Here is a 19790-nt window from a genome sequence, read left to right as displayed (position 1 = left end):
CTCACACCCATGCGCGGGCAACCAGAAATTCGCGGGTCAGAGCCTCTTCAGCCGAGCCTAGCTCCGGCGCGTGCTGGTACGACCAACTGGCCATTGGCGGCATCGACAGCAGAATGGATTCTGTACGGCCGCCCGACTGCAGGCCAAAGTACGTGCCCCGGTCCCACACCAGGTTGAATTCCACATAGCGGCCGCGCCGGTAAAGCTGAAAAGCCCGCTCGCGCTCACCGTAGGGCATGTCCTTGCGGCGCTGCAAAATCGGCACATAGGCATCCAGAAACGCCGACCCCACGGCCTGCACCATGGCCAAACTGCCGCCGGTGCCCAGCTCGGAAAAATCGTCAAAAAACACGCCGCCGATGCCACGCGGCTCCTGGCGGTGCTTGAGGTAAAAGTACTCGTCGCACCACTGCTTGAAGCGCGGGTATTTGTCGTCCCCAAACGGAGCCAGGACAGTCTGGCAGGTGCGGTGAAAATGCACCGCGTCTTCTTCAAAGCCGTAGATGGGTGTCAAGTCCATGCCGCCGCCGAACCAGCACACCGGCTCGCCGACCTCGGGCGTGGCCACGATCATGCGCACATTCATGTGCACCGTGGGGGCAAACGGGTTGCGCGGATGGAACACCAGCGACACGCCCATGGCCTCGAACGGCGCACCCGCTAACTGGGGCCGGTGCTGGGTGGCACTGGGCGGCAACTGTGGCCCGCGCACATGCGAAAAGCCGCAACCGGCACGCTCCAGCACCGCACCATTTTCCAAAATCTGGGTGATGCCCTGCCCTTGCAGCTTCTCACCCGGCGGCTTTTCCCACGCGTCGCTCAAGAAACTTCCGCCGTCCAGCACGGCCATGCGGGCGGTGATACTGGATTGCAGGCCCAGCAAAAAGGCCCGCATCACATCAGCGGTGTGCAAGCTCAACTTTTAATGGCCTTGTAGCCAATATCACGGCGGTACTGCATACCATCAAATTGGATGCCACGGGTGACCTCATACGCGTGCTGCTGGGCCAGCTTGACGTTGTCGGCCAGCACAGTCACGCACAGCACCCGCCCGCCCGAGGTGGACACGGTATCGTCTTGTTTGGCCGTACCCGCGTGGAACACCACTGCGTCGTCGGTATTTTTGGGCAAGCCAGTGATGGCATCGCCCTTGCGCGGGGTCATGGGGTAGCCATGGGCCGCAAGCACCACGCCCAGGGCGATGCGGCGGTCCCAGTCCAGGCTGATCTGGTCCAATTTTCCGTGCGGACCGGGCTCGGTAGCCGCCCACAAGACCTCGAACAGGTCGGACTTGAGACGCATCATCAGCGGCTGGGTTTCGGGGTCGCCCAGACGGCAGTTGAATTCCAGCGTCTTGGGCTTGCCCTTGGCATCGATCATCAGACCAGCGTACAAAAAGCCGGTGTAGGTGATGCCGTCTTTTTCCATGCCCTTGATGGTGGGCAAGATGATCTCGCGCATGGCGCGGGCGTGCACATCAGCAGTGACCACCGGCGCGGGCGAGTACGCACCCATGCCACCGGTGTTGGGGCCATTGTCTCCGTCGAGCAGGCGCTTGTGGTCCTGGCTGGTGGCCAAGGGAATCACGTTCTTGCCATCGCACATCACGATGAAGCTGGCTTCTTCGCCCGCTAAAAATTCTTCGATGACGACGCGCGCCCCACCCTCGTTATGGCTCACGCCCAGGATGTTGTCCAGCAGCATGAAGTCGATGGCCTTGTGGGCCTCGGCCAGCGTTTGCGCCACCACCACGCCTTTGCCTGCGGCCAGGCCATCGGCCTTGACCACGATGGGCGCGCCCTTTTGCTCCACATAGGCGTGGGCCGCTGCGGGGTCGGTAAAGGTTTCAAATTCGGCTGTGGGAATGGCGTGGCGCTGCATGAAGGCTTTGGAAAACGCCTTGGAGCTCTCCAGCTGCGCGGCCGCCTTGGTGGCGCCAAAAATGCGCATGCCGTGGCTGCGAAACTCGTCCACCACACCAGCGGCCAACGGACCTTCAGGGCCAACTACGGTCAGCGCGATCCCCTCGGCCTGGGCCCATTCGCGCAGAGCCTGCACATCGGTGATGGGGATGTTGATGAGCTGGTCGTCCAAGGCAGTGCCGCCGTTGCCAGGAGCCACGTACACCTGGTTAACGCGGGCACAGCCATCTAGCTTCCAGGCCAAGGCATGTTCGCGGCCACCGCCGCCAATGACTAGAACTTTCATAGGCCAGCGTTGTGGAAGACTTCTTGGACATCGTCCAGGTCTTCGAGCACATCCAGTAGTTTTTGCATTTTTTCGGCGTCCTCGCCTTCCAGGTCGATGGTGTTGTCGGCGCGCATGGTGACTTCGGCCAGATCGGAGGTGAAGCCTGCCTTTTCCAGCGCCAGCTTCACGGTTTCAAAGTCGGTGTAGGCGGTCAGCACTTCGATGGCGCCGTCTTCGTCGGTGATCACGTCTTCGGCTCCGGCTTCCAGGGCCACTTCCATGAGTTTGTCTTCATCCGCGCCCGGGGCAAAAATGATCTGCCCGCAGTGCTTGAATTGGAAGGCTACCGAGCCCTCGGTACCCATGTTGCCGCCGTATTTGCTGAAGGCGTGACGCACTTCGGCCACGGTACGCACGCGGTTGTCGGTCATCGTGTCCACGATGATGGCCGCGCCGCCAATGCCGTAGCCTTCGTAGCGGATTTCTTCATAGGACACACCTTCCAGCGTGCCGGTGGCTTTTTCGATGTTGCGCTTGACCGTGTCAGCAGCCAGATTGGCGGCCTTGGCCTTTTCCACGGCCAGGCGCAGGCGCGGGTTGATGCTCAGGTCACCACCGCCCAGGCGCGCCGCCACCATGATCTCGCGGATCACGCGGGTCCAGATCTTGCCCCGCTTTTCATCCTGGCGGCCCTTGCGGTGCTGAATATTCGCCCATTTACTGTGACCAGCCACAAAAATTCCTTGTCAATTGATTTACTCTAAGGACAGATTTTACTTACCCCCACCCGTCAGGACTCTTGCCATGGCCGAACCCATCTTAATCGCCAAAAACGCTACCACCGGCTGCGAGCTGTTCCCTGCGTTGGCGAATCGCCACGGCCTGATCACCGGGGCTACCGGCACCGGCAAAACTGTCACGCTGCAAACACTGGCTGAGAATTTCTCCAAAATCGGTGTGCCGGTTTTCATGGCCGATGTCAAAGGCGACCTGACCGGCATCAGCCAGGCGGGCCGTATCGGCGACAAACTGGCCGGCATCCTCAAAGAGCGTGGCATAGCCCAGCCCGAGTCCCTGGCCTGCCCGGCCACCCTGTGGGATGTTTTTGGTGAGCAAGGCCACCCGGTGCGCGCCACCGTGTCCGACATGGGCCCGCTGCTGCTGGGCCGCATGCTGAACCTGAACGACACCCAGGGCGGCGTGCTCAACATGGTGTTCAAGATTGCTGACGACCACGGCCTGCTGCTGCTGGACCTGAAAGACCTGCGCGCCATGCTGCAGTACGTGGGCAACAACAGCAGCGAATTCACCACCCAGTACGGCAATGTGTCTGCCGCCAGCGTGGGCGCCATCCAGCGCGGCCTGCTGCAGATCGAATCGCAGGGCGGCGACAAGTTCTTCGGCGAGCCGATGCTCAACATCAGCGACTTCATGCAAACGGTAGACGGCAAGGGTGTCATCAACATCCTGACCGCCGACAAGCTGATGAACGCGCCGCGCCTGTACGCCACGTTTTTGCTGTGGATGCTGTCCGAGCTGTTCGAACAGTTGCCCGAGATCGGCGACCCCGAAATCCCGAAGCTGGTGTTCTTCTTCGACGAAGCGCATCTGCTGTTCAACGAAGCGCCCAAGGCGCTGGTGGAACGCATTGAGCTTGTGGTGCGCTTGGTGCGATCCAAAGGCGTGGGCGTGTACTTTGTGACGCAAAACCCGCTGGATATTCCCGATTCGGTGCTGGCCCAGCTGGGTAACCGGGTGCAACATGCCTTACGCGCATTTACACCGCGCGACCAAAAGGCCGTCAAGGCCACAGCGCAGACCATGCGGCAAAAGCCCGGGCTGGACATCGAAGCCGCCATCACCGAGCTCGCCGTGGGCGAGGCCTTGGTGAGCCTGCTGGATGAAAAAGGCCGCCCCAGCATCACCGAGCGCGTGTTTGTACTGCCACCCGGAAGCCAGCTCGGCCCCATCACCCCAGCGCAACGCCAGTCGCTGATCGCCAATTCGCTGGTTGCAGGGGTGTACGAGAAGCTGGTAGACCGCGAATCGGCCTACGAGAAACTAAAAGGCCGCACCGAGACCACCGCCACCAATGCCTCGGCCCCCGCCCAACCGCCCAGCCTGCCCGGCATGGCACCACCTGCGGCGCAAACCAGCGCACAGGGCGGTGGTTTGATGGGCGGCTTGAACGACATCCTGTTCGGCACCACCGGCCCGCGCGGTGGCAAACACGATGGCCTGGCCCAGACCATGATGAAGTCCGCCGTGCGCACCATGGGCACCAAGGTCGGGCAAGAGATTTTGCGCGGTGTGCTGGGCGGCATCTTCGGCGGCAAGCGCTGAAAGCGGGGGCTTTCAGCCCCGCCCCGCTCTCGTTACTTCTTCACAAAAGTGCGAATCGCCTCTTTGCCGACTGCCGAATCATCGGTAAAAAAGCCGTCTATCCCCGCCTGCAAAAAGGTCTGGATCTCGATGATGCTATCGCCGCGCAGCGTGTTGTCGGTGATCGGTGCCTTCTTCAGGTTGACGGGCAAAAAGTTGTTTTCAGGCCGCAAGGTGTAGATATGCACCGCCAAACCAGCCGCCTTGGCGTTGGCCACCAGCGCAGTGGGCGTGCCCAGGTTGCCGCCTACCAGCGGAATCACCATGTCTTTGCTCGGACCAATGGCGTTGGCGTAGGTGGCGACCTCTTTCAGGCCCACCGGGGTGATGATGTCCGCGTAGCTGCGGGTTTCGCTGGCACCCGCGGCCACAAAGTCGTACGGGCGGCCGCTGGACGACAGCAGTTGCACAATACGCGCGGTGGTCATGGTGCGAATCTCTTTCAGGTTGGCGACCTCGAAGGATTGGATGAACACCGGGGCTTCTTTGGAGTTCCAGCCATTCTGGGCCAGTGCATCCACCAAACGCTTTTCCAACGGCAAGCCGATGGATTTGAAGTAAGTGGGGTGCTTGGTTTCTGGGTAGATGCCAATCGTGCGGCCTTTTTCTGCCGACTTGGACTTGGCCAGGTCAATCACCTCCTGGAAGGTGGGAATCTGGAACTGGCCGTTGTAGGCCACGTTGGCCGGCCGGATGGCCGGGATGCGCTCGCGGGCCCGCAGGGTTTTCAGCTCGGCCAGGGTCAGGTCTTCGGTAAACCAGCCCGTGATGGCGGTGCCGTCGATAGTTTTGGTCGCTTTGCGCGCGGCGAACTCTGGGCGGTCCACGATGTCGGTGGTGGCTTCGCGCACCGTGCCGTCGGCGTTGAGGATGGCGATGGCATTTTCGTGGCGCGCCACCAGTACACCATCTTTGGTGCTGACCAGATCGGGTTCGATGATGTTGGCACCGTCTTCAATCGCCTGAGTGTACGAGGCGATGGTGTGCTCTGGGCGCAGTGCAGGTGCACCACGGTGACCAATCAGGGTCGGCACAGGAGGCCATACAGGGGCGTCGTCGCTGCCGCCACAGGCGGTAAGAACCATGCCAGCCAGCACGCCGGCGATTGTCAATGGGAGGCGATTGAGACGAATTTTGTTTTTCACAGAGGATGTTCTCAGTTTGGCCATGTATTACCAGGGGCAACCTGGCCTACAAGCTGTTGCACTGCGGGACATCCGCAGAGTCCGGCCTAATATATTTATATTCTGTGAATATTTTTTGACATAACTTCACATAACTACACATTCACCCCTGAAAGACCAAGCTATCCATGCGCAGCACCACGCGCATGCAAAATACATAGCAGGCACCGAACTGGTTATTTCTTACCGCCTGTGCATGCCGCATATGCCTACCGCTTGCGCCGCACCCGAGTGAATAGCCTCTGGCCTGCAACCCGATGCTGTGCAAGCATCCATACTTTGAGGATTCTCTATGCCCGCTGATACCGCCACTGGCTCCATGGCTCCCGCGCAAACCAGCCACATACGCCTTACCTCGCACGCCAGCGGCTATGGCGCCTTGCCCATCCGCTGGGCAGCGGCTACCGCCGCCGAACGCGGCCCGGTGGTCGGCACCACCACCAAGCGCAGCCACCGCAACGTGATCGGCACCCACAGCGGCAGTTACAGCATTTACCGCGCGCTGGCCGTAGCCTCGGGCGGCCTGTCGCCGCAGCACAAGGCCGACCTCACTAATACCATGCCCACCGACATCATCGGCCCCTACCCGCAGTGGAGTGAGCCGGGCCGCATCGTGGCCATGGACCCCTGGGGCGCGACGATTGCCGAGGTGTTTGCCGGTGAACTGGCGGCGGGCTACGACATCCGCCCCACCATCGCCGTCACCCAGGCCCATGTGATCCTGCCCGAAGTGATAGAGGCCCTGCAATCCGGCCGCCTGAAGGCCGATGGCAAATTCCTCACCGCCAGCGGCGCAGCCATGGTCACCAAGGTGGCCGTTGAACCCGTGTGGTACCTGCCCGAAGTCGCCAAACGCTTTGGCTGTACCGAAGCCGAACTGCGCCGCGTGCTGTTCGAGGAAACCGGCGGCATGTACCCCGAGCTGGTGACGCGCAGCGACCTGGAAGTTTTTCTGCCTCCCATTGGCGGCCTGACTGCCTACATCTTCGGCAACCCACGCGATTTGGCCAACCCCGAGGTCGAGCTGACCGCCCGCGTGCACGACGAATGCAATGGCTCAGACGTCTTCGGCTCCGACATCTGCACCTGCCGCCCCTATCTGACGCACGCCATCGAAGAATGCATCCAGGGCGCGCAACGCGGCGGCGTGGGCTTGGTGAGCTATTTCCGCAAGGAAGGCCGGGCCCTGGGCGAAGTCACCAAATTCCTGGTCTACAACGCCCGCAAACGCCAGGTCGGTGGCGACACCGCCGACCAGTATTTCAACCGAACCGAATGCGTGGCGGGCGTGCAGGACATGCGCTTCCAGGAACTTATGCCCGACGTGCTGAACTGGCTGGGCATTCGCAAAATTCACCGCCTTGTGTCGATGAGCAATATGAAATATGACGCCATCACCCGCGCCGGTATCGAGGTGGTGCAGCGGGTGAATATTCCCGACCACATGATCCCCGCCGATGCCCAGGTGGAAATGGACGCGAAAATGGCGGCCGGTTACTTCACCCCCGGCGCAGTGCCGGATGCCGAAGAACTCAAAAAGGCCAAAGGCCGTGGATTGACTGAATGACTATGGATTTGATAGCTACCCGCGCAGATGCAATAAGCGCTAGCACCCTATTACGCTCTACAAAAGCGGTGCGCGCACGGGCCCAGGGTCTACTGGCGCGCGCCCGTGCGGGCGACTCAAAGTACTTCACGGTGGTGGATGCCGCCCTGGCTCCCACCGCGCAACTGGTGGCCGAGGTCACGCGCAAAAATTACCCGAGCCTGGAGATCCCGTACCACAGCCGCTGGCGGCATTTCGAGGCGGGTGGGGTCAACCGCACCGACCAGATGACCGAAGAACTCGGCAAGGTGTCCGTGGCCAAACGCGCCCGTGCACAGATCGACCTGGCCATCGTCAGCGTGCTGCTGGACGCAGGCGCGGGACCCGACTGGAGCTACACCGACCCGCGCACGGGGCAAAAACTCAGCCGTTCCGAAGGCCTGGGCGTGGCCAGCTTCAACGCCTTCACCAAAGGCCTGTTTTCCAGCAAACCCACCCAGCCCTGCCAGGCCGACGCGCTGGGATTGCAAGCCCTTACCTCCCGCCAGTTGGGCGATGCCTTCCAGGTCGGCGTAGAGAACCCGCTGGTGGGGTTGGAAGGCCGCGCAGCCCTGTTGCGCCGCCTGGGCGAGGTCATTGCAAGCCAGCCCGAAGTGTTTGGCGGCGCGGGCGGGCTGTGCCGTCCGGGCCGTTTGTTCGACCACCTGGTGCCCACCGATACCGACGAACCCACCGTAGCGGCACACGACATTCTTGGGGCACTTTTAAGCACGCTGTCGCCCATCTGGCCTGCACAGAATGCTATTCAAACGGACGATGGCGGTGAAATTGCACTCGGCGACTGCTGGCGGCACAGCGCGGTGCCGGGCGAGGGCGCGTCCGCGGGCTGGATGCCCTTTCACAAGCTGTCTCAGTGGCTCACCTATTCGCTGCTGGAGCCGCTGGAATGGGCGGATGTGACCGTCACCGGCCTGGACGCACTGACAGGCCTGCCCGAGTACCGCAATGGCGGCCTGCTGCTGGACGGCGGCGTGCTGGTGCTGAAAAACCCGGCCCTGGCCACCCAAGTACAAACTGCGGGCGACGAATGCATCGTCGAATGGCGCGCCCTGACGGTCGCTCTGCTGGACGAACTGGCCCCGCTGGTCCGCACCGAGCTAGGCCTCACTGCCGCGCAAATGCCCCTGGCCTGCGTGTTGGAGGGCGGCACCTGGGCGGCAGGCCGCGTGCTGGCCCAGCGCTTGCGGGGTGGCACCCCACCCATGAATATCGCCAGCGATGGCACTGTGTTTTGACACACCCCCAGGCTGCGTGCACTGCGTGTCACTCTCGCCAACCCCCTTGCAGGGGGCGATACCAGCAGCCTGGCGGAGCCAATTCTGCGGTATCTCTGGAATGGGCAGGCCCGTAGCGTAGCGATCACACTGAGAAAATGAATTCTTCACTTTTGCAAAGCACACCATGAGCAACGTCCACCTGATCAACCACCCCTTGGTACAACACAAGCTGACCCTGATGCGCCGCAAGGATGCCAGCACCAACACCTTCCGCCGCCTGCTCAACGAGCTGAGTTCGCTGATGGCCTACGAGGTCACGCGCGACATGGCGATGCAGGATGTGGAGATCGAAACCCCGCTGGAGACCATGACCGCCCGCGTGATTGACGGCAAAAAGCTGGTGTTTGTGTCCATTCTGCGCGCGGGTAACGGCATTCTGGAGGGCATGCTCAGCGTGGTACCGGGCGCGCGCGTGGGCCATGTGGGCCTGTACCGCGACCCCAAGACACTGACGGCGGTAGAGTACTACTTCAAAATGCCCAAGGACATGCATGAACGCGATGTGGTGATCGTCGACCCGATGCTGGCCACCGGCAACTCGGCCATCGCTGCGGTGGAGCGGCTCAAGGAGCTGAACCCCAAATCCATAAAATTTGTGTGTTTGCTCACCTGCCCAGAAGGCGTGGCCGCGTTGCAAGCCGCGCACCCCGACGTGGCGATCTACACCGCCGCCATCGACCGCCAGCTCAACAGCCACGGCTACATCGTGCCGGGCCTGGGCGATGCGGGCGACCGCATTTTTGGCACCCAATAAGCCTCTAGCCCATATTCTACCTACACTAGCCGCTATATTAAAGAGAGTGCCCTGGTCCAGGCGGGTCTTGGCCCTCTACCCCGTAGCCGCCAGTGGGTTGCGGGTCGGCCACGCTGAGCCAACGCACCGCATTGCGGCCACCGTGTTTGGCGGCATAGAGGGCTTTGTCCACGGTATCCAGCAGGAGCGCATCGCTGCAGGCGACACCACCCGCGCAGGTAGCGGCACCCAGGCTGGTGGTGATGTGCTTATCAACCTGTGAGCCGACATGTTCGATGTGCAATGCCGACACCGCCTTGCGCACATTTTCGGCAATGCGGTTGGCCCCGACACGGTCGCAAGACGGCAGGATGATGATGAATTCTTCGCCACCGTAGCGCGCAAACACATCCGACAACCGGTTCAACTGCGACTGCACCGCGCCCACAATCGCCTGCAGCACCCGGTCTCCCGCCGGGTGGCCGTAGGTATCGTTGTATGTTTTGAAGTAATCCACATCCAGCATTACCAGCGACAGCGGGGTCTTGTGGCGCTGGGCGCGGCTCAGTTCGGCGGCCAGCTTCTGGTCGAAATACTTGCGGTTGTAGATGCCGGTCAGGCCATCAATCACTGCCTCGCGGGAAAGCTTTTCAGAACGTGACTGCAGCAGCCGCTCACGCTTCACGAAGCTGCTGGTGTCGGTGATCTGCAACATCACCAAAAACGCGTCCGCACCGCCGCTGTCATAGCGCACGGGCACCAGAGTCAGCGACTGTGGCATGCGTTGCTGCGGGCCAATAGCGACGTCTTCGGGGCGCAGGTACAAGGGCAAGGGCGTACGGTGCAGCACATTGGACAAAACGACCGGCAGCTTGTAGGCCAGTACATTTTTCAGGGCGCTGATGAAAGACAGCGACAGGCCGTTGGCGAACACCGACTGCAGCGTGCAGCCCAGTGCCGCCGGGGCAGTAATACCGCTGTGGCGCACCACCCAGGCGTTCCACAGCAGCACTTCACCACGCGGGTTGAGCACAATCAAACCGCTGCCCAGTGCGTCCACCATTTCGGACCATGGCAACAGCGACCCTACAGAGCTGGCGGACATCCAGGCTGGCGACGGATTCAAATGCGCGCCAAAAATGCATCCAGGGAGGCAACCAGCCCCTCTAGCGAGCTGGCGCTGAGCAAAAACACCAGGTAGCCTTGGGTATCGCGCTTTTCGATGGTCAGGTCAATATGCAGCACCAACACCATAGGCTGGGTCTCGTCGGACATCAGCTTGCCAATCACCGTGTCGGCACCGTCCACCGAATAATCGGGCAAGGTGCTGCTCAGGTCGATGCTGAGCATGTCGGCAATGGCCGATAAACAGGCGTTCAGAATCACATTGCCCAGCTCGCACATAGCCTCGTGCTCAAACTCCACCAGATCTTCGACGCTGACCTGCGAACCCAGCATTTCCTGCACAATTTCCAGCGCTTTTTCTTCGCGAAATAGCAGGGTGGCCTCCAGGCTGAAGGGACCGCCAAATTTTTGCCGCACAGCACCAAGGCGCCCGCCCCGCAGCGACAGCGTTTCGGCGTTGACATCGGTACGGTCGAAAAACTGGATGCGCGGCACCGACAAAAGCACTTCGTCACCAACGATTTCACTCAGGCTGGCCGCAGCCTGGCCGGCGCCGACGTTGAACACCTCGGTCAACGCATCCAGTTGCAGCTCAGACAGATTGATCACAGCAGACTTTCAAAAAAAGTGAGCGCCTCGGTCACGCTTTTATCGCTCACGGGTTTGGCCACAAACTTCACGCCCAGCTCCGCCGCACGCGTCTTCTGGCTTTCCTGGATGTTGGCCGAAAACAGGGCCAACCGCAACGTGGGACGCTGGCGTTTGAGGTGCTCGGCTGCATCGGTACCCAGCATGCCGGGCATATTGATGTCCATGGTGCAGTAATCGAACATCTGGGTGGCCGCCAGGGCCAGGGCCTCGTCGCCGCTGGCCGCCTCCACCAGGGTCCAGGTGGGGCGCTTGGCCAGCACCAGCGTGCGGATCATCATGCGCGAAACCCGGCTGTCGTCGACGATCAAAAGGGTAGTGGAGGGGGTCTCGTTGGTAGCAGTGGTGGTGGTCATGTTGGGGCAGGCTCTAGGGGCATGAAAATGATTGTCGCGCTAAGTCGCGGCCATGTGTCAGGATGTTACCAATCCATAGCGCGCTGCCAGCACCAGACGTGTAAAAATTATTTGCGTTTGCGCCCTCCTCCATCCCACTCTATTACGCTAGTCCTATGCTCGACCTCCTCGTTACCCACGCCACTTTGCCCGATGGCCGCACCGGCATGTCGATTGCCGTGCAAAACGGCCGCATCACCGAAGTCGCCGCGGGCCTGTTGGCACCCGCGCACCAGACCCTCGATGCGCAGGGCCTGCTGGTCAGCCCACCGTTTGTTGATGCGCACTTTCACATGGATGCCACGCTGAGCTACGGCTTGCCGCGCGTCAACCAGAGCGGCACCTTGCTCGAAGGCATTGCACTCTGGGGCGAGCTGAAGCCCGACCTGACCCAGGAAGCCCTGGTCCAGCGCGCCCTGGCCTACTGCGACTGGGCGGTGGGCAAGGGCCTGCTGGCCATCCGCAGCCACGTGGATATTTGCGACCCGCGACTGCTGGCGGTAGAGGCGCTGCTGGAAGTGAAACACCAGGTTGCGCCGTACCTGGACCTGCAGCTGGTGGCTTTTCCACAAGACGGTGCCCTGCGCGACCCGCTGGCCATGGACAAGCTGAAACGCGCACTCGACATGGGCGTGGACGTGGTAGGCGGTATCCCACACTTCGAGCGCACCATGGCCGATGGGGCCTTGAGCGTGAAACTGCTGTGCGAGCTGGCCGCAGAACAGGGCAAGCTGGTGGACATGCACTGCGACGAGTCCGACGACCCGATGTCGCGCCACATCGAAACCCTGACTTTCGAGGCCCAGCGCCTGGGCCTGCAGGGCCGCGTTACCGGCTCGCACCTTACTTCCATGCACAGCATGGACAACTATTACGTCTCCAAGCTGCTGCCGCTGATGGCCGAGGCGCAGATCCATGTGGTCAGCAACCCGCTGATCAACATCACCCTGCAAGGCCGGGGCGACAGCTACCCCAAGCGCCGCGGCATGACCCGCGTGCCCGAAATGATGGCCCACGGCCTGACCGTCGCCCTGGGCCAGGACTGCGTGATGGACCCCTGGTACAGCCTGGGCAGCGGCGACATGCTGGAAGTAGCCAGCATGGGCCTGCACGTGGCCCAGATGACCAGCCAGGCCGCGATGCGCCAGTGCTTTGATGCCGTCACTGTCAACCCGGCGAAGATTTTGCAGCTGGAAGGCTACGGCCTGGAGGCCGGTTGCTGGGCCGACTTTGTGCTGCTGCAAGCCCAGGACCCGGTGGAAGCCATCCGCCTGCGCGCCACCCGGCTGCAGGTCTACAAGCGCGGCAAGCTGCTGGCGCAAACCCCGGCCGCCACGGCCAAGCTGGACCTGCCCGGACGACCTTCGCAGACCGATTGGCTGCTGCGCTAACCGCCATGGTTAGAATCTAGCCTGTCAGGAGAGAGTTCTTCCAGCAAGAACCGCCGAAGGCGCAGGACCCCGCTACGTGGGTCTGAACGCTCAGGCAAAAGGACTGACAAGCGCTTTAACAAGCGTCTCCCCCTGGAGAGAAACCCGCCCTGGAGCGGGTTCACCGAAGGCGCAACCCGCAGTCGGCCTGCACCACCGCAAGGCCTGCCCGGCGAATCGCTCAGGTAAAGCGGACAGAGGGGGCCACACATGGTTTTTTGTAACCGTGATTTTCTGTGTGCCCTCTGAAAGAACCGCAATGTCCGATTTGCCCACACCACACCTGTTGACACCGCTCAACGCTCTGCATCTTGAACTGGGTGCACGCATGGTGCCCTTCGCCGGTTACAGCATGCCGGTGCAGTACCCGGCAGGTTTGATGGCCGAGCACCACCACACCCGCACGGCGGCGGGTCTGTTCGATGTGTCCCACATGGGCCAGTTGCGTCTGGTCGGCCCGGACGCGGCGGCGGCTTTTGAAACCTTGGTTCCGGTCGATGTGATCGATCTGCCGGTGGGCAAGCAGCGCTATGGCCTGCTGTTGAACGACGACGGCGGCATCCTCGACGACCTGATGTTCTTCAAGCGCGCCGACGACATCTTCGTGATCGTCAACGGGGCCTGCAAAGCGGCCGATATCGCCCACATCCAAGAAAAAATTGGCCAGCGCTGCCAGGTCATCCCCCTACCAGAACTGGCATTGCTGGCGCTGCAAGGCCCCCAGGCGGTGGACGCCCTCTCGCGCCTCGCACCCGGCGTAGAAAAGCTGGTCTTCATGACCGGCGGCCACTTCGATGTGGCGGGCATCCCCTGCTTTTTGACGCGCAGCGGCTACACGGGCGAAGACGGGTTTGAAATCTCGGTCCACAGCAGCCAGGCCGAAGCTCTGGCCCGCGCGTTGCTGGCCCAGCCCGAAGTCAAGCCCATCGGCCTGGGCGCCCGCAATTCGCTGCGCCTGGAAGCCGGGCTGTGCCTGTATGGCAACGACCTGGACACCACCACCACACCGGTCGAAGCAGGCCTGAACTGGGCCATCCAGAAAGTGCGGCGTACCGGTGGTGCGCGTGAGGGTGGATTTCCAGGTGCTACAAAAATACTAGCGAAACTCACACGCGGCACTAGCGCTACCGCTCGAAAACGTGTTGGACTCGTGGCCCTGGAGCGCATCCCCGTGCGCGAACACACCGCCCTGCAAGACACGGCGGGCAACGCCATCGGCGAAGTCACCAGCGGCCTGCTCGGCCCCACCGTGGACAAGCCGATTGCCATGGCCTACGTGGCCCCGGAATTCAGTGCCATCGGCACCCGCATCAATGCCGTGGTGCGAGGCAAAATCGTGCCGATGGAAGTCGTATCCATGCCTTTCACACCCAACCGCTACTTTCGCGGCTAATCCCATTTTTTACAGGAGCAACCCCATGAGCATCCACTACACCGAAGACCACGAATGGCTGAATATAGAGGGCGATATCGCCACCGTCGGTATTACCACCCATGCGCAAGACGCGCTGGGTGACGTGGTGTTTGTCGACCTGCCCGCGGTGGGCGCCAGCTTTGCCCAAAAAGACGTGGCCGGCGTGGTCGAGTCGGTGAAAGCCGCTGCCGACGTGTACATGCCCGTGTCCGGCGAAATCATTGAAGTCAACGAAGAGCTGCGCGCCGACCCGGCTTTGGCCAACACCGACCCGCAGGGTGCTGGCTGGTTCTTCAAGGTCAAGCTGTCGGACGCATCGCAAATCGCCGCTTTGTTAGACGAAGCGGCCTACACCGCCTTTAGCGCCTAAATTCACCCTCACCCCAACCCTCTTCCCTGCACGGTAGAGGGACTAAAACCAACGCCTCGCCATGACGACCTCCCTGCACGAACTCGAAAACTCCGCCGAATTCATCGCCCGCCATATCGGTATCGATGCCACCGATGAGGCCCTGATGTTGGAGGTGATTGGCTCCAGTTCGCGCCGGGACCTGATTGACGGTATCGTGCCGCGCTCGATTGCGCGCAGCACGCCCATGGTGCTGCCCGCGCCCGTGACCGAAGCAGCAGCGCTGGCCGAGCTCAAGGCCATCGCGGCCAAGAACAAGGTGTTCAAAAGCTTTATCGGCCAGGGCTACTACAGCACCCACACGCCCGGTGTGATCCTGCGCAACATCCTGGAAAACCCCGCCTGGTACACGGCGTACACGCCCTACCAGGCCGAAATCTCGCAAGGCCGCATGGAGGCGCTGATCAACTTCCAGACCATGGTCTGCGACCTGACCGGCATGCCTATCGCCAACGCCTCCATGCTGGACGAAGCCACCGCGGCGGCCGAAGCCATGACCCTGGCCAAACGCAGCGTGAAAGCGAAGAGCAATGTCTTCCTCGTGGCGGGCGACTGCCATCCGCAGACGATTGAAGTGATCCAGACCCGCGCCAAGCCCCTGGGCATCGAGGTCAAGGTCAGCACCGCGCTGGAAACCCTGCCACAGCTCATGGCCAGCGGCGACTTCTTCGGCGTGCTGGCCCAGTACCCGGCCACCAATGGCATGCTGCACGACCTGCGCCCGCTGGTGGGCGTGGCCCATGCCTGCGGTGCAGCGGTATGTGTTGCCGCCGACCTGCTGGCGCTGACCCTGCTGGTGCCGCCCGGCGAGTGGGATGCCGACATCGTCATAGGCAGTACCCAGCGCTTTGGCGTGGCCATGGGCAACGGTGGTCCGCACGCGGCCTACATGGCCTGCCGCGATGCCTTCAAGCGCTCCCTGCCCGGCCGCCTGGTGGGGGTAAGCGTGGATGCCCACGGCAACCCGGCCTACCGCCTGGCGCTGCAAACCCGCGAGCAGCACATCCGCCGCGAAAAAGCCACCTCCAACATCTGCACCGCCCAGGTGCTGCCCGCCGTGCTGGCCAGCATGTATGCGGTCTACCACGGCCCGCAGGGCCTGACCCGCATCGCCCAGCGCGTGGCCCGCTTCACCGCCATCCTGGCGCGCGGCCTGCAGCAAATGGGCTACGAGATCGTCAACACGCATGCGTTTGACTCGCTCACCGTCAAAACCGAAGATGCTAGCGATTTGATAGCTACTCGCGCACACAACGCCTGCGCCAACCTGCGTTTTCGCTTAAAAAATCACCTCGGCATCTCGTTGGACGAAACCACCACCCGGGGCGATATCGAAATGCTCTGGTCTTTCTTCGTAAAGTCCGGCGAACCCATGCCGCGTCTGGGCGAGCTGGAAGACAGCGTGGACTCGCTGATCCCCGCCGAGCTGCGCCGCAGCAGCGCCTTCCTGACGCACCCGGTGTTCAACACCCACCACAGTGAAACCGGCATGCTGCGCTACATCCGGCACTTAAGCGACAAAGATTTGGCACTCGACCGCAGCATGATCCCGCTGGGCAGTTGCACCATGAAGCTCAACGCCACCAGCGAAATGGCCCCGGTCACCTGGCCCGAATTTGCCAACATCCACCCCTTCGCCCCCGCCGACCAGCGCCTGGGCTACACCGAGCTGGACGCACAATTGCGCGACTGGCTATGCCAAGCCACCGGCTACGCCGGCATCAGCCTGCAACCCAACGCGGGCAGCCAGGGCGAATACGCCGGTCTGCTGGCCATCAAGGCCTATTTTGACGACCACGGCCAGAGCCAGCGCAACATCTGCCTGATCCCCAGCAGCGCGCACGGCACCAATCCCGCCAGTGCCCAAATGGCCGGGCTGACGGTGGTGGTCACCGCCTGCGATACACAAGGCAACGTGGACATGGCCGACCTGCAAGCCAAGTGCGAAAAATACAGCGACACGCTGGCGGTGGTGATGATTACCTATCCCAGCACCCACGGCGTGTTTGAAACCCAAGTGAAAGAGCTCTGCGCTCTGGTGCACAGCTTTGGTGGCCGCGTCTATGTGGACGGTGCCAACATGAACGCCCTGGTCGGCGTTGCCGCCCCGGGTGAATTTGGCGGCGACGTGAGCCACCTGAACCTGCACAAAACCTTTTGCATCCCGCACGGCGGCGGCGGCCCCGGTGTTGGCCCCGTCTGCGTGGTGGCGGATTTGATCCCCTACCTGCCCGGCCACGCCACGGCGGGCGACACCCAGCATGGCATTGGTGCCATCAGCGCCGCGCCGCTGGGTAATGCCTCGGTGCTGCCGATCAGCTGGATGTACTGCCGCATGATGGGAGCCGAGGGCCTGCAGCACGCCACCGAAGCCGCCATCCTGGCCGCCAACTACGTCAGCACCAAGCTGGCACCGCACTACCCTACGCTGTACGCCAGCGCCAATGGCCACGTCGCCCACGAATGCATCCTGGACCTGCGCCCGATCAAGGACAGCTGCGGCGTGACCGCCGAAGATGTCGCCAAGCGCCTGGCCGACTACGGCTTCCACGCGCCCACGCTGAGTTTCCCCGTGCCCGGCACGCTGATGGTGGAGCCTACCGAAAGCGAAACCCTGGCCGAGCTGGACCGCTTCATCTTCGCCATGGTCGCCATCCGCGACGAGATCCGCCAGATCGAAAGCGGTGCCTGGCCGCAAGACAACAACCCCTTGAAGCACGCGCCCCACACCGCCGCCAGCCTGATGTCTGCCGAGTGGGGCCGTCCGTATGCGCGTGAGATCGGTGCGTTTCCGCTGGCCAGCCTGAAGCAGTCCAAATACTGGCCGCCAGTGGGCCGGGTGGACAACGTGTTTGGCGACCGCAACCTGTTCTGCAGCTGCGTGCCGGTGGCGGATTACGCGTAATGGCAGTGCAAGTCTGCCGCGTCGACTACAGCAACCCCGTGGATGCGGCCGCGCTGGTACACCTGCTGGACCTGTATGCGCAGGACCCCATGGGAGGTGCCACGCCGCTCAGCGACGACACCCGCCAGCGCCTGTGCGCCGACCTGGCGCTGCGCCCGCATGCCGCCAGTTTCATCGCTTGGCGGGGTGAAGAGCCCGTCGGGCTGGTCAACTGCTTTGAAGGCTATTCGACCTTCAAGGCCCAGCCGCTGCTGAACATCCACGACCTGGCAGTGCACCCCGCGCACCGAGGCCGGGGCGTGGGCCAGGCGCTGCTGGCGGCGGTGCAGCAGCACGCGCATGAGCGGGGCTGCTGCAAGCTGACGCTGGAAGTGCTGACCGGCAATGCCAAGGCCCAGGCCAGCTATGCACGCTTTGGGTTTGTGGGCTACCAACTGGTCGCGTCCGCCGGGCACGCGGTGTTTTTGCAGAAACAAATTTAGTGCGGCACAGTTCCTGCTGGGGAACTGGCCATGGCTGAATCCTCCGTACACCTCCACACCCCGTTCGAAGACGCGCAGGCCATTTTTACCGGCACGCTGTTTGTTTCGCTAGCACTGATCTTGTTTGCCCAGGCTGGCCTGATGACAGGTGGTACGGCAGGGGCGGCGTTTTTGCTGTTTTATGCCACGGGCATCACGCTGGGCAAGCTGTTCTTTCTGATCAACCTGCCGTTTTACTGGTTCGCCTGGACGCGCATGGGGCGCGAATTCACTTTCAAAACTTTCATCGCCATCAGCATGCTGTCGGCCATGATGGAGTGGTCGCCCAAGCTGTTTGCCATTGAACGGCTGCACCCGGCCTACGCTGCCGTGCTGGGCGGGCTGCTGCTGGGCTCTGGCTGCCTGTTTCTGGCCCGCCACCGCGCCAGCCTGGGCGGGGCCACCATCGTCACCCTGTATCTGCAAAAAACCTACGGCTGGCGTGCGGGCAAGGTGCAGATGGCTATTGACTGCACCATCGTGCTGCTGGCACTGACAGTGATCGAACCCGCCCGTGTGGGCTATTCGGTGCTGGGCGCGGTGGTAATGAATCTGTTTATCTGGGTCAACCACAAGCCGGGCCGGTACGCCGTTTTGTAGGCGGTGCGGTAGTGTCCAATACGGGCCATGCATGACACCATTGACCAACGCCTGACCGACCTGGAAATCAAAGCCAGCTTTACCGAAGACCTGCTGGAGCAACTAGACCAGGTGGTCATCCGCCAGCAGCAGCAAATCGACCTGCTGGTGCGCGAAGTGACCCGGCTGCAGCGGCGGCCTAACGACGGCCTGGACGGCCCACGCAACGCCGCAGACGATCTGCCACCGCACTACTGAAAAAGACCTAGCACAGCTAAGGGGTTTGCATAACAAACCACTAGACGACTGGTCTACTACCACTACAATACCGCTATGCTGACCGAAGCCCCTACTGCCAAACACCACATCCTCGACTGTGGCGAACGTCTGATCGCCACAAAGGGTTTTGTGGGCGTGGGCCTGGCCGAGATTTTGGCCGTGGCCGGTGTGCCAAAGGGTTCGTTCTACCACTACTTTAGTTCCAAAGAGCGCTTTGGCGAGGCCCTGCTGGTGCGCTACATGGAGCGCTACGTGCAAGGGCTGGAGGCGATGTTCCGCCCCGACGGTGCCACGGGCTCCGTGCGCCTGATGCGCTACTGGCAGCACTGGAACAGCACCCAATGCGCCACAGGCTGCGAACCCACCGCAGACACCCACACCCCGTCGGCCGCCAGCACCAAATGCCTGGTCGTCAAACTCAGCGCCGAGGTGGCAGACATGTCTGAAGCCATGCGCTTGACCCTGCGCGACGGTACCGATCAGATCGTGCAGCGCATTGCCGGGTGCCTGCAAGATGCCATCGCTGATGGCTCGGTTGCACCCCCACTGGATGCCAAGGAGACGGCCCTCACGCTGTACCAAATGTGGTTGGGTGCCAGCCTGCTGTCCAAACTGCGCCGCGACGGCACACCCTTTGAACACGCCATGCGAAATACCGAACAAATATTGGGTCTAGCGCATACATAACATGGGCTTTTAGCTATTATTTTTAA

General features: G+C 62.1%; 19 protein-coding genes and 2 riboswitches. Of the genes, 12 read left to right on the top strand and 7 right to left on the bottom strand.

The features are described 5' to 3' along the window. Window position 1 precedes the first annotated feature (1 nt). From hemF to AC097L_RS01910, 3 genes are read right to left on the bottom strand one after another with little or no spacing between them, the layout of a single operon-like run. Window positions 2-895, bottom strand: coding sequence for an oxygen-dependent coproporphyrinogen oxidase (gene hemF, locus AC097L_RS01920; protein ID WP_479584461.1), 894 nt, complete (start codon window positions 893-895; stop codon window positions 2-4). A 20-nt stretch (window positions 896-915) separates the two neighbouring features. Then, complete coding sequence (gene purD / locus AC097L_RS01915; protein ID WP_479584416.1) at window positions 916-2208, bottom strand: phosphoribosylamine--glycine ligase; 1293 nt, start codon at window positions 2206-2208, stop codon at window positions 916-918. Further along, window positions 2205-2924 (bottom strand): YebC/PmpR family DNA-binding transcriptional regulator, encoded by a 720-nt coding sequence (locus AC097L_RS01910; protein WP_479584415.1) that lies wholly within the window; start codon window positions 2922-2924, stop codon window positions 2205-2207. Before AC097L_RS01910 ends, purD begins: the two co-directional genes overlap by 4 nt. A 70-nt stretch (window positions 2925-2994) precedes the next feature. Between AC097L_RS01910 and AC097L_RS01905 the strand changes: the two genes are divergently transcribed. Continuing rightward, window positions 2995-4533, top strand: coding sequence for a helicase HerA-like domain-containing protein (locus tag AC097L_RS01905; protein ID WP_479584414.1), 1539 nt, complete (start codon window positions 2995-2997; stop codon window positions 4531-4533). Window positions 4534-4565: 32 nt separating this feature from the next. Here AC097L_RS01905 and AC097L_RS01900 read toward each other — a convergent pair whose 3' ends face one another. Further along, entirely contained in the window at window positions 4566-5741 is a 1176-nt protein-coding gene (locus AC097L_RS01900; protein ID WP_479584413.1) for a glycerophosphodiester phosphodiesterase, read from the bottom strand. 307 nt (window positions 5742-6048) lie between these two features. Between AC097L_RS01900 and AC097L_RS01895 the strand changes: the two genes are divergently transcribed. The 3 genes from AC097L_RS01895 to upp all read left to right on the top strand — a co-directional run bounded on the left by AC097L_RS01895 (window position 6049) and on the right by upp (window position 9393). After that, window positions 6049-7323: a GTP cyclohydrolase II gene (locus AC097L_RS01895; protein WP_479584412.1), complete on the top strand. Its 1275-nt coding sequence runs from the start codon at window positions 6049-6051 to the stop codon at window positions 7321-7323. After that, complete coding sequence (locus AC097L_RS01890; RefSeq protein ID WP_479584411.1) at window positions 7320-8597, top strand: URC4/urg3 family protein; 1278 nt, start codon at window positions 7320-7322, stop codon at window positions 8595-8597. The genes AC097L_RS01895 and AC097L_RS01890 overlap by 4 nt, the downstream gene beginning before the upstream one ends. Before the next feature lie 166 nt (window positions 8598-8763). After that, window positions 8764-9393, top strand: a complete 630-nt coding sequence (gene upp, locus AC097L_RS01885; RefSeq protein ID WP_479584410.1) for a uracil phosphoribosyltransferase — start codon at window positions 8764-8766, stop codon at window positions 9391-9393. A gap of 37 nt (window positions 9394-9430) precedes the next feature. Here upp and AC097L_RS01880 read toward each other — a convergent pair whose 3' ends face one another. Genes AC097L_RS01880 through AC097L_RS01870 form a run of 3 tightly spaced genes read right to left on the bottom strand, consistent with a single transcriptional unit; the run spans window position 9431 to window position 11501 of the window. Beyond that, window positions 9431-10450, bottom strand: a complete 1020-nt coding sequence (locus AC097L_RS01880; RefSeq protein ID WP_479584409.1) for a GGDEF domain-containing protein — start codon at window positions 10448-10450, stop codon at window positions 9431-9433. Window positions 10451-10494: 44 nt separating this feature from the next. Next, complete coding sequence (locus AC097L_RS01875; RefSeq protein WP_479584408.1) at window positions 10495-11106, bottom strand: chemotaxis protein CheC; 612 nt, start codon at window positions 11104-11106, stop codon at window positions 10495-10497. Further along, window positions 11103-11501, bottom strand: a complete 399-nt coding sequence (locus AC097L_RS01870; protein WP_479584407.1) for a response regulator transcription factor — start codon at window positions 11499-11501, stop codon at window positions 11103-11105. The genes AC097L_RS01875 and AC097L_RS01870 overlap by 4 nt, the downstream gene beginning before the upstream one ends. A 155-nt stretch (window positions 11502-11656) precedes the next feature. On the opposite strand from AC097L_RS01870, the gene AC097L_RS01865 reads away from it, so the two are divergent. From AC097L_RS01865 to AC097L_RS01830, 8 genes are all read left to right on the top strand, one after another. Further along, complete coding sequence (locus AC097L_RS01865) at window positions 11657-12931, top strand: amidohydrolase family protein (protein ID WP_479584406.1); 1275 nt, start codon at window positions 11657-11659, stop codon at window positions 12929-12931. Between the two features lie 15 nt (window positions 12932-12946). Then, a riboswitch (glycine riboswitch) is annotated at window positions 12947-13047 on the top strand. A gap of 6 nt (window positions 13048-13053) precedes the next feature. Further along, a riboswitch (glycine riboswitch) is annotated at window positions 13054-13178 on the top strand. 51 nt (window positions 13179-13229) lie between these two features. Beyond that, on the top strand, window positions 13230-14363 hold the full coding sequence (gene gcvT / locus AC097L_RS01860; RefSeq protein ID WP_479584405.1) for a glycine cleavage system aminomethyltransferase GcvT: 1134 nt from the start codon (window positions 13230-13232) through the stop codon (window positions 14361-14363). A 25-nt stretch (window positions 14364-14388) separates the two neighbouring features. Next, entirely contained in the window at window positions 14389-14754 is a 366-nt protein-coding gene (gene gcvH / locus AC097L_RS01855) for a glycine cleavage system protein GcvH (protein WP_479584404.1), read from the top strand. 61 nt (window positions 14755-14815) lie between these two features. Then, on the top strand, window positions 14816-17698 hold the full coding sequence (gene gcvP, locus AC097L_RS01850) for an aminomethyl-transferring glycine dehydrogenase (RefSeq protein ID WP_479584403.1): 2883 nt from the start codon (window positions 14816-14818) through the stop codon (window positions 17696-17698). Next, on the top strand, window positions 17698-18180 hold the full coding sequence (locus AC097L_RS01845) for a GNAT family N-acetyltransferase (RefSeq protein ID WP_479584402.1): 483 nt from the start codon (window positions 17698-17700) through the stop codon (window positions 18178-18180). The genes gcvP and AC097L_RS01845 overlap by 1 nt, the downstream gene beginning before the upstream one ends. A gap of 30 nt (window positions 18181-18210) precedes the next feature. Further along, entirely contained in the window at window positions 18211-18819 is a 609-nt protein-coding gene (locus tag AC097L_RS01840; RefSeq protein ID WP_479584401.1) for a DUF6198 family protein, read from the top strand. A gap of 27 nt (window positions 18820-18846) precedes the next feature. Next, entirely contained in the window at window positions 18847-19056 is a 210-nt protein-coding gene (locus AC097L_RS01835; RefSeq protein WP_479584400.1) for a SlyX family protein, read from the top strand. A gap of 75 nt (window positions 19057-19131) precedes the next feature. Next, window positions 19132-19764 (top strand): TetR/AcrR family transcriptional regulator, encoded by a 633-nt coding sequence (locus tag AC097L_RS01830; protein WP_479584399.1) that lies wholly within the window; start codon window positions 19132-19134, stop codon window positions 19762-19764. The last annotated feature ends 26 nt before the right edge of the window (window positions 19765-19790 follow it).

The sequence above is a fragment of the Rhodoferax sp. RT5P35 genome (assembly GCF_056521385.1).
Note: the sequence above shows the minus strand (reverse complement) of the source record. Positions and strands in the feature narration are given on the sequence as shown.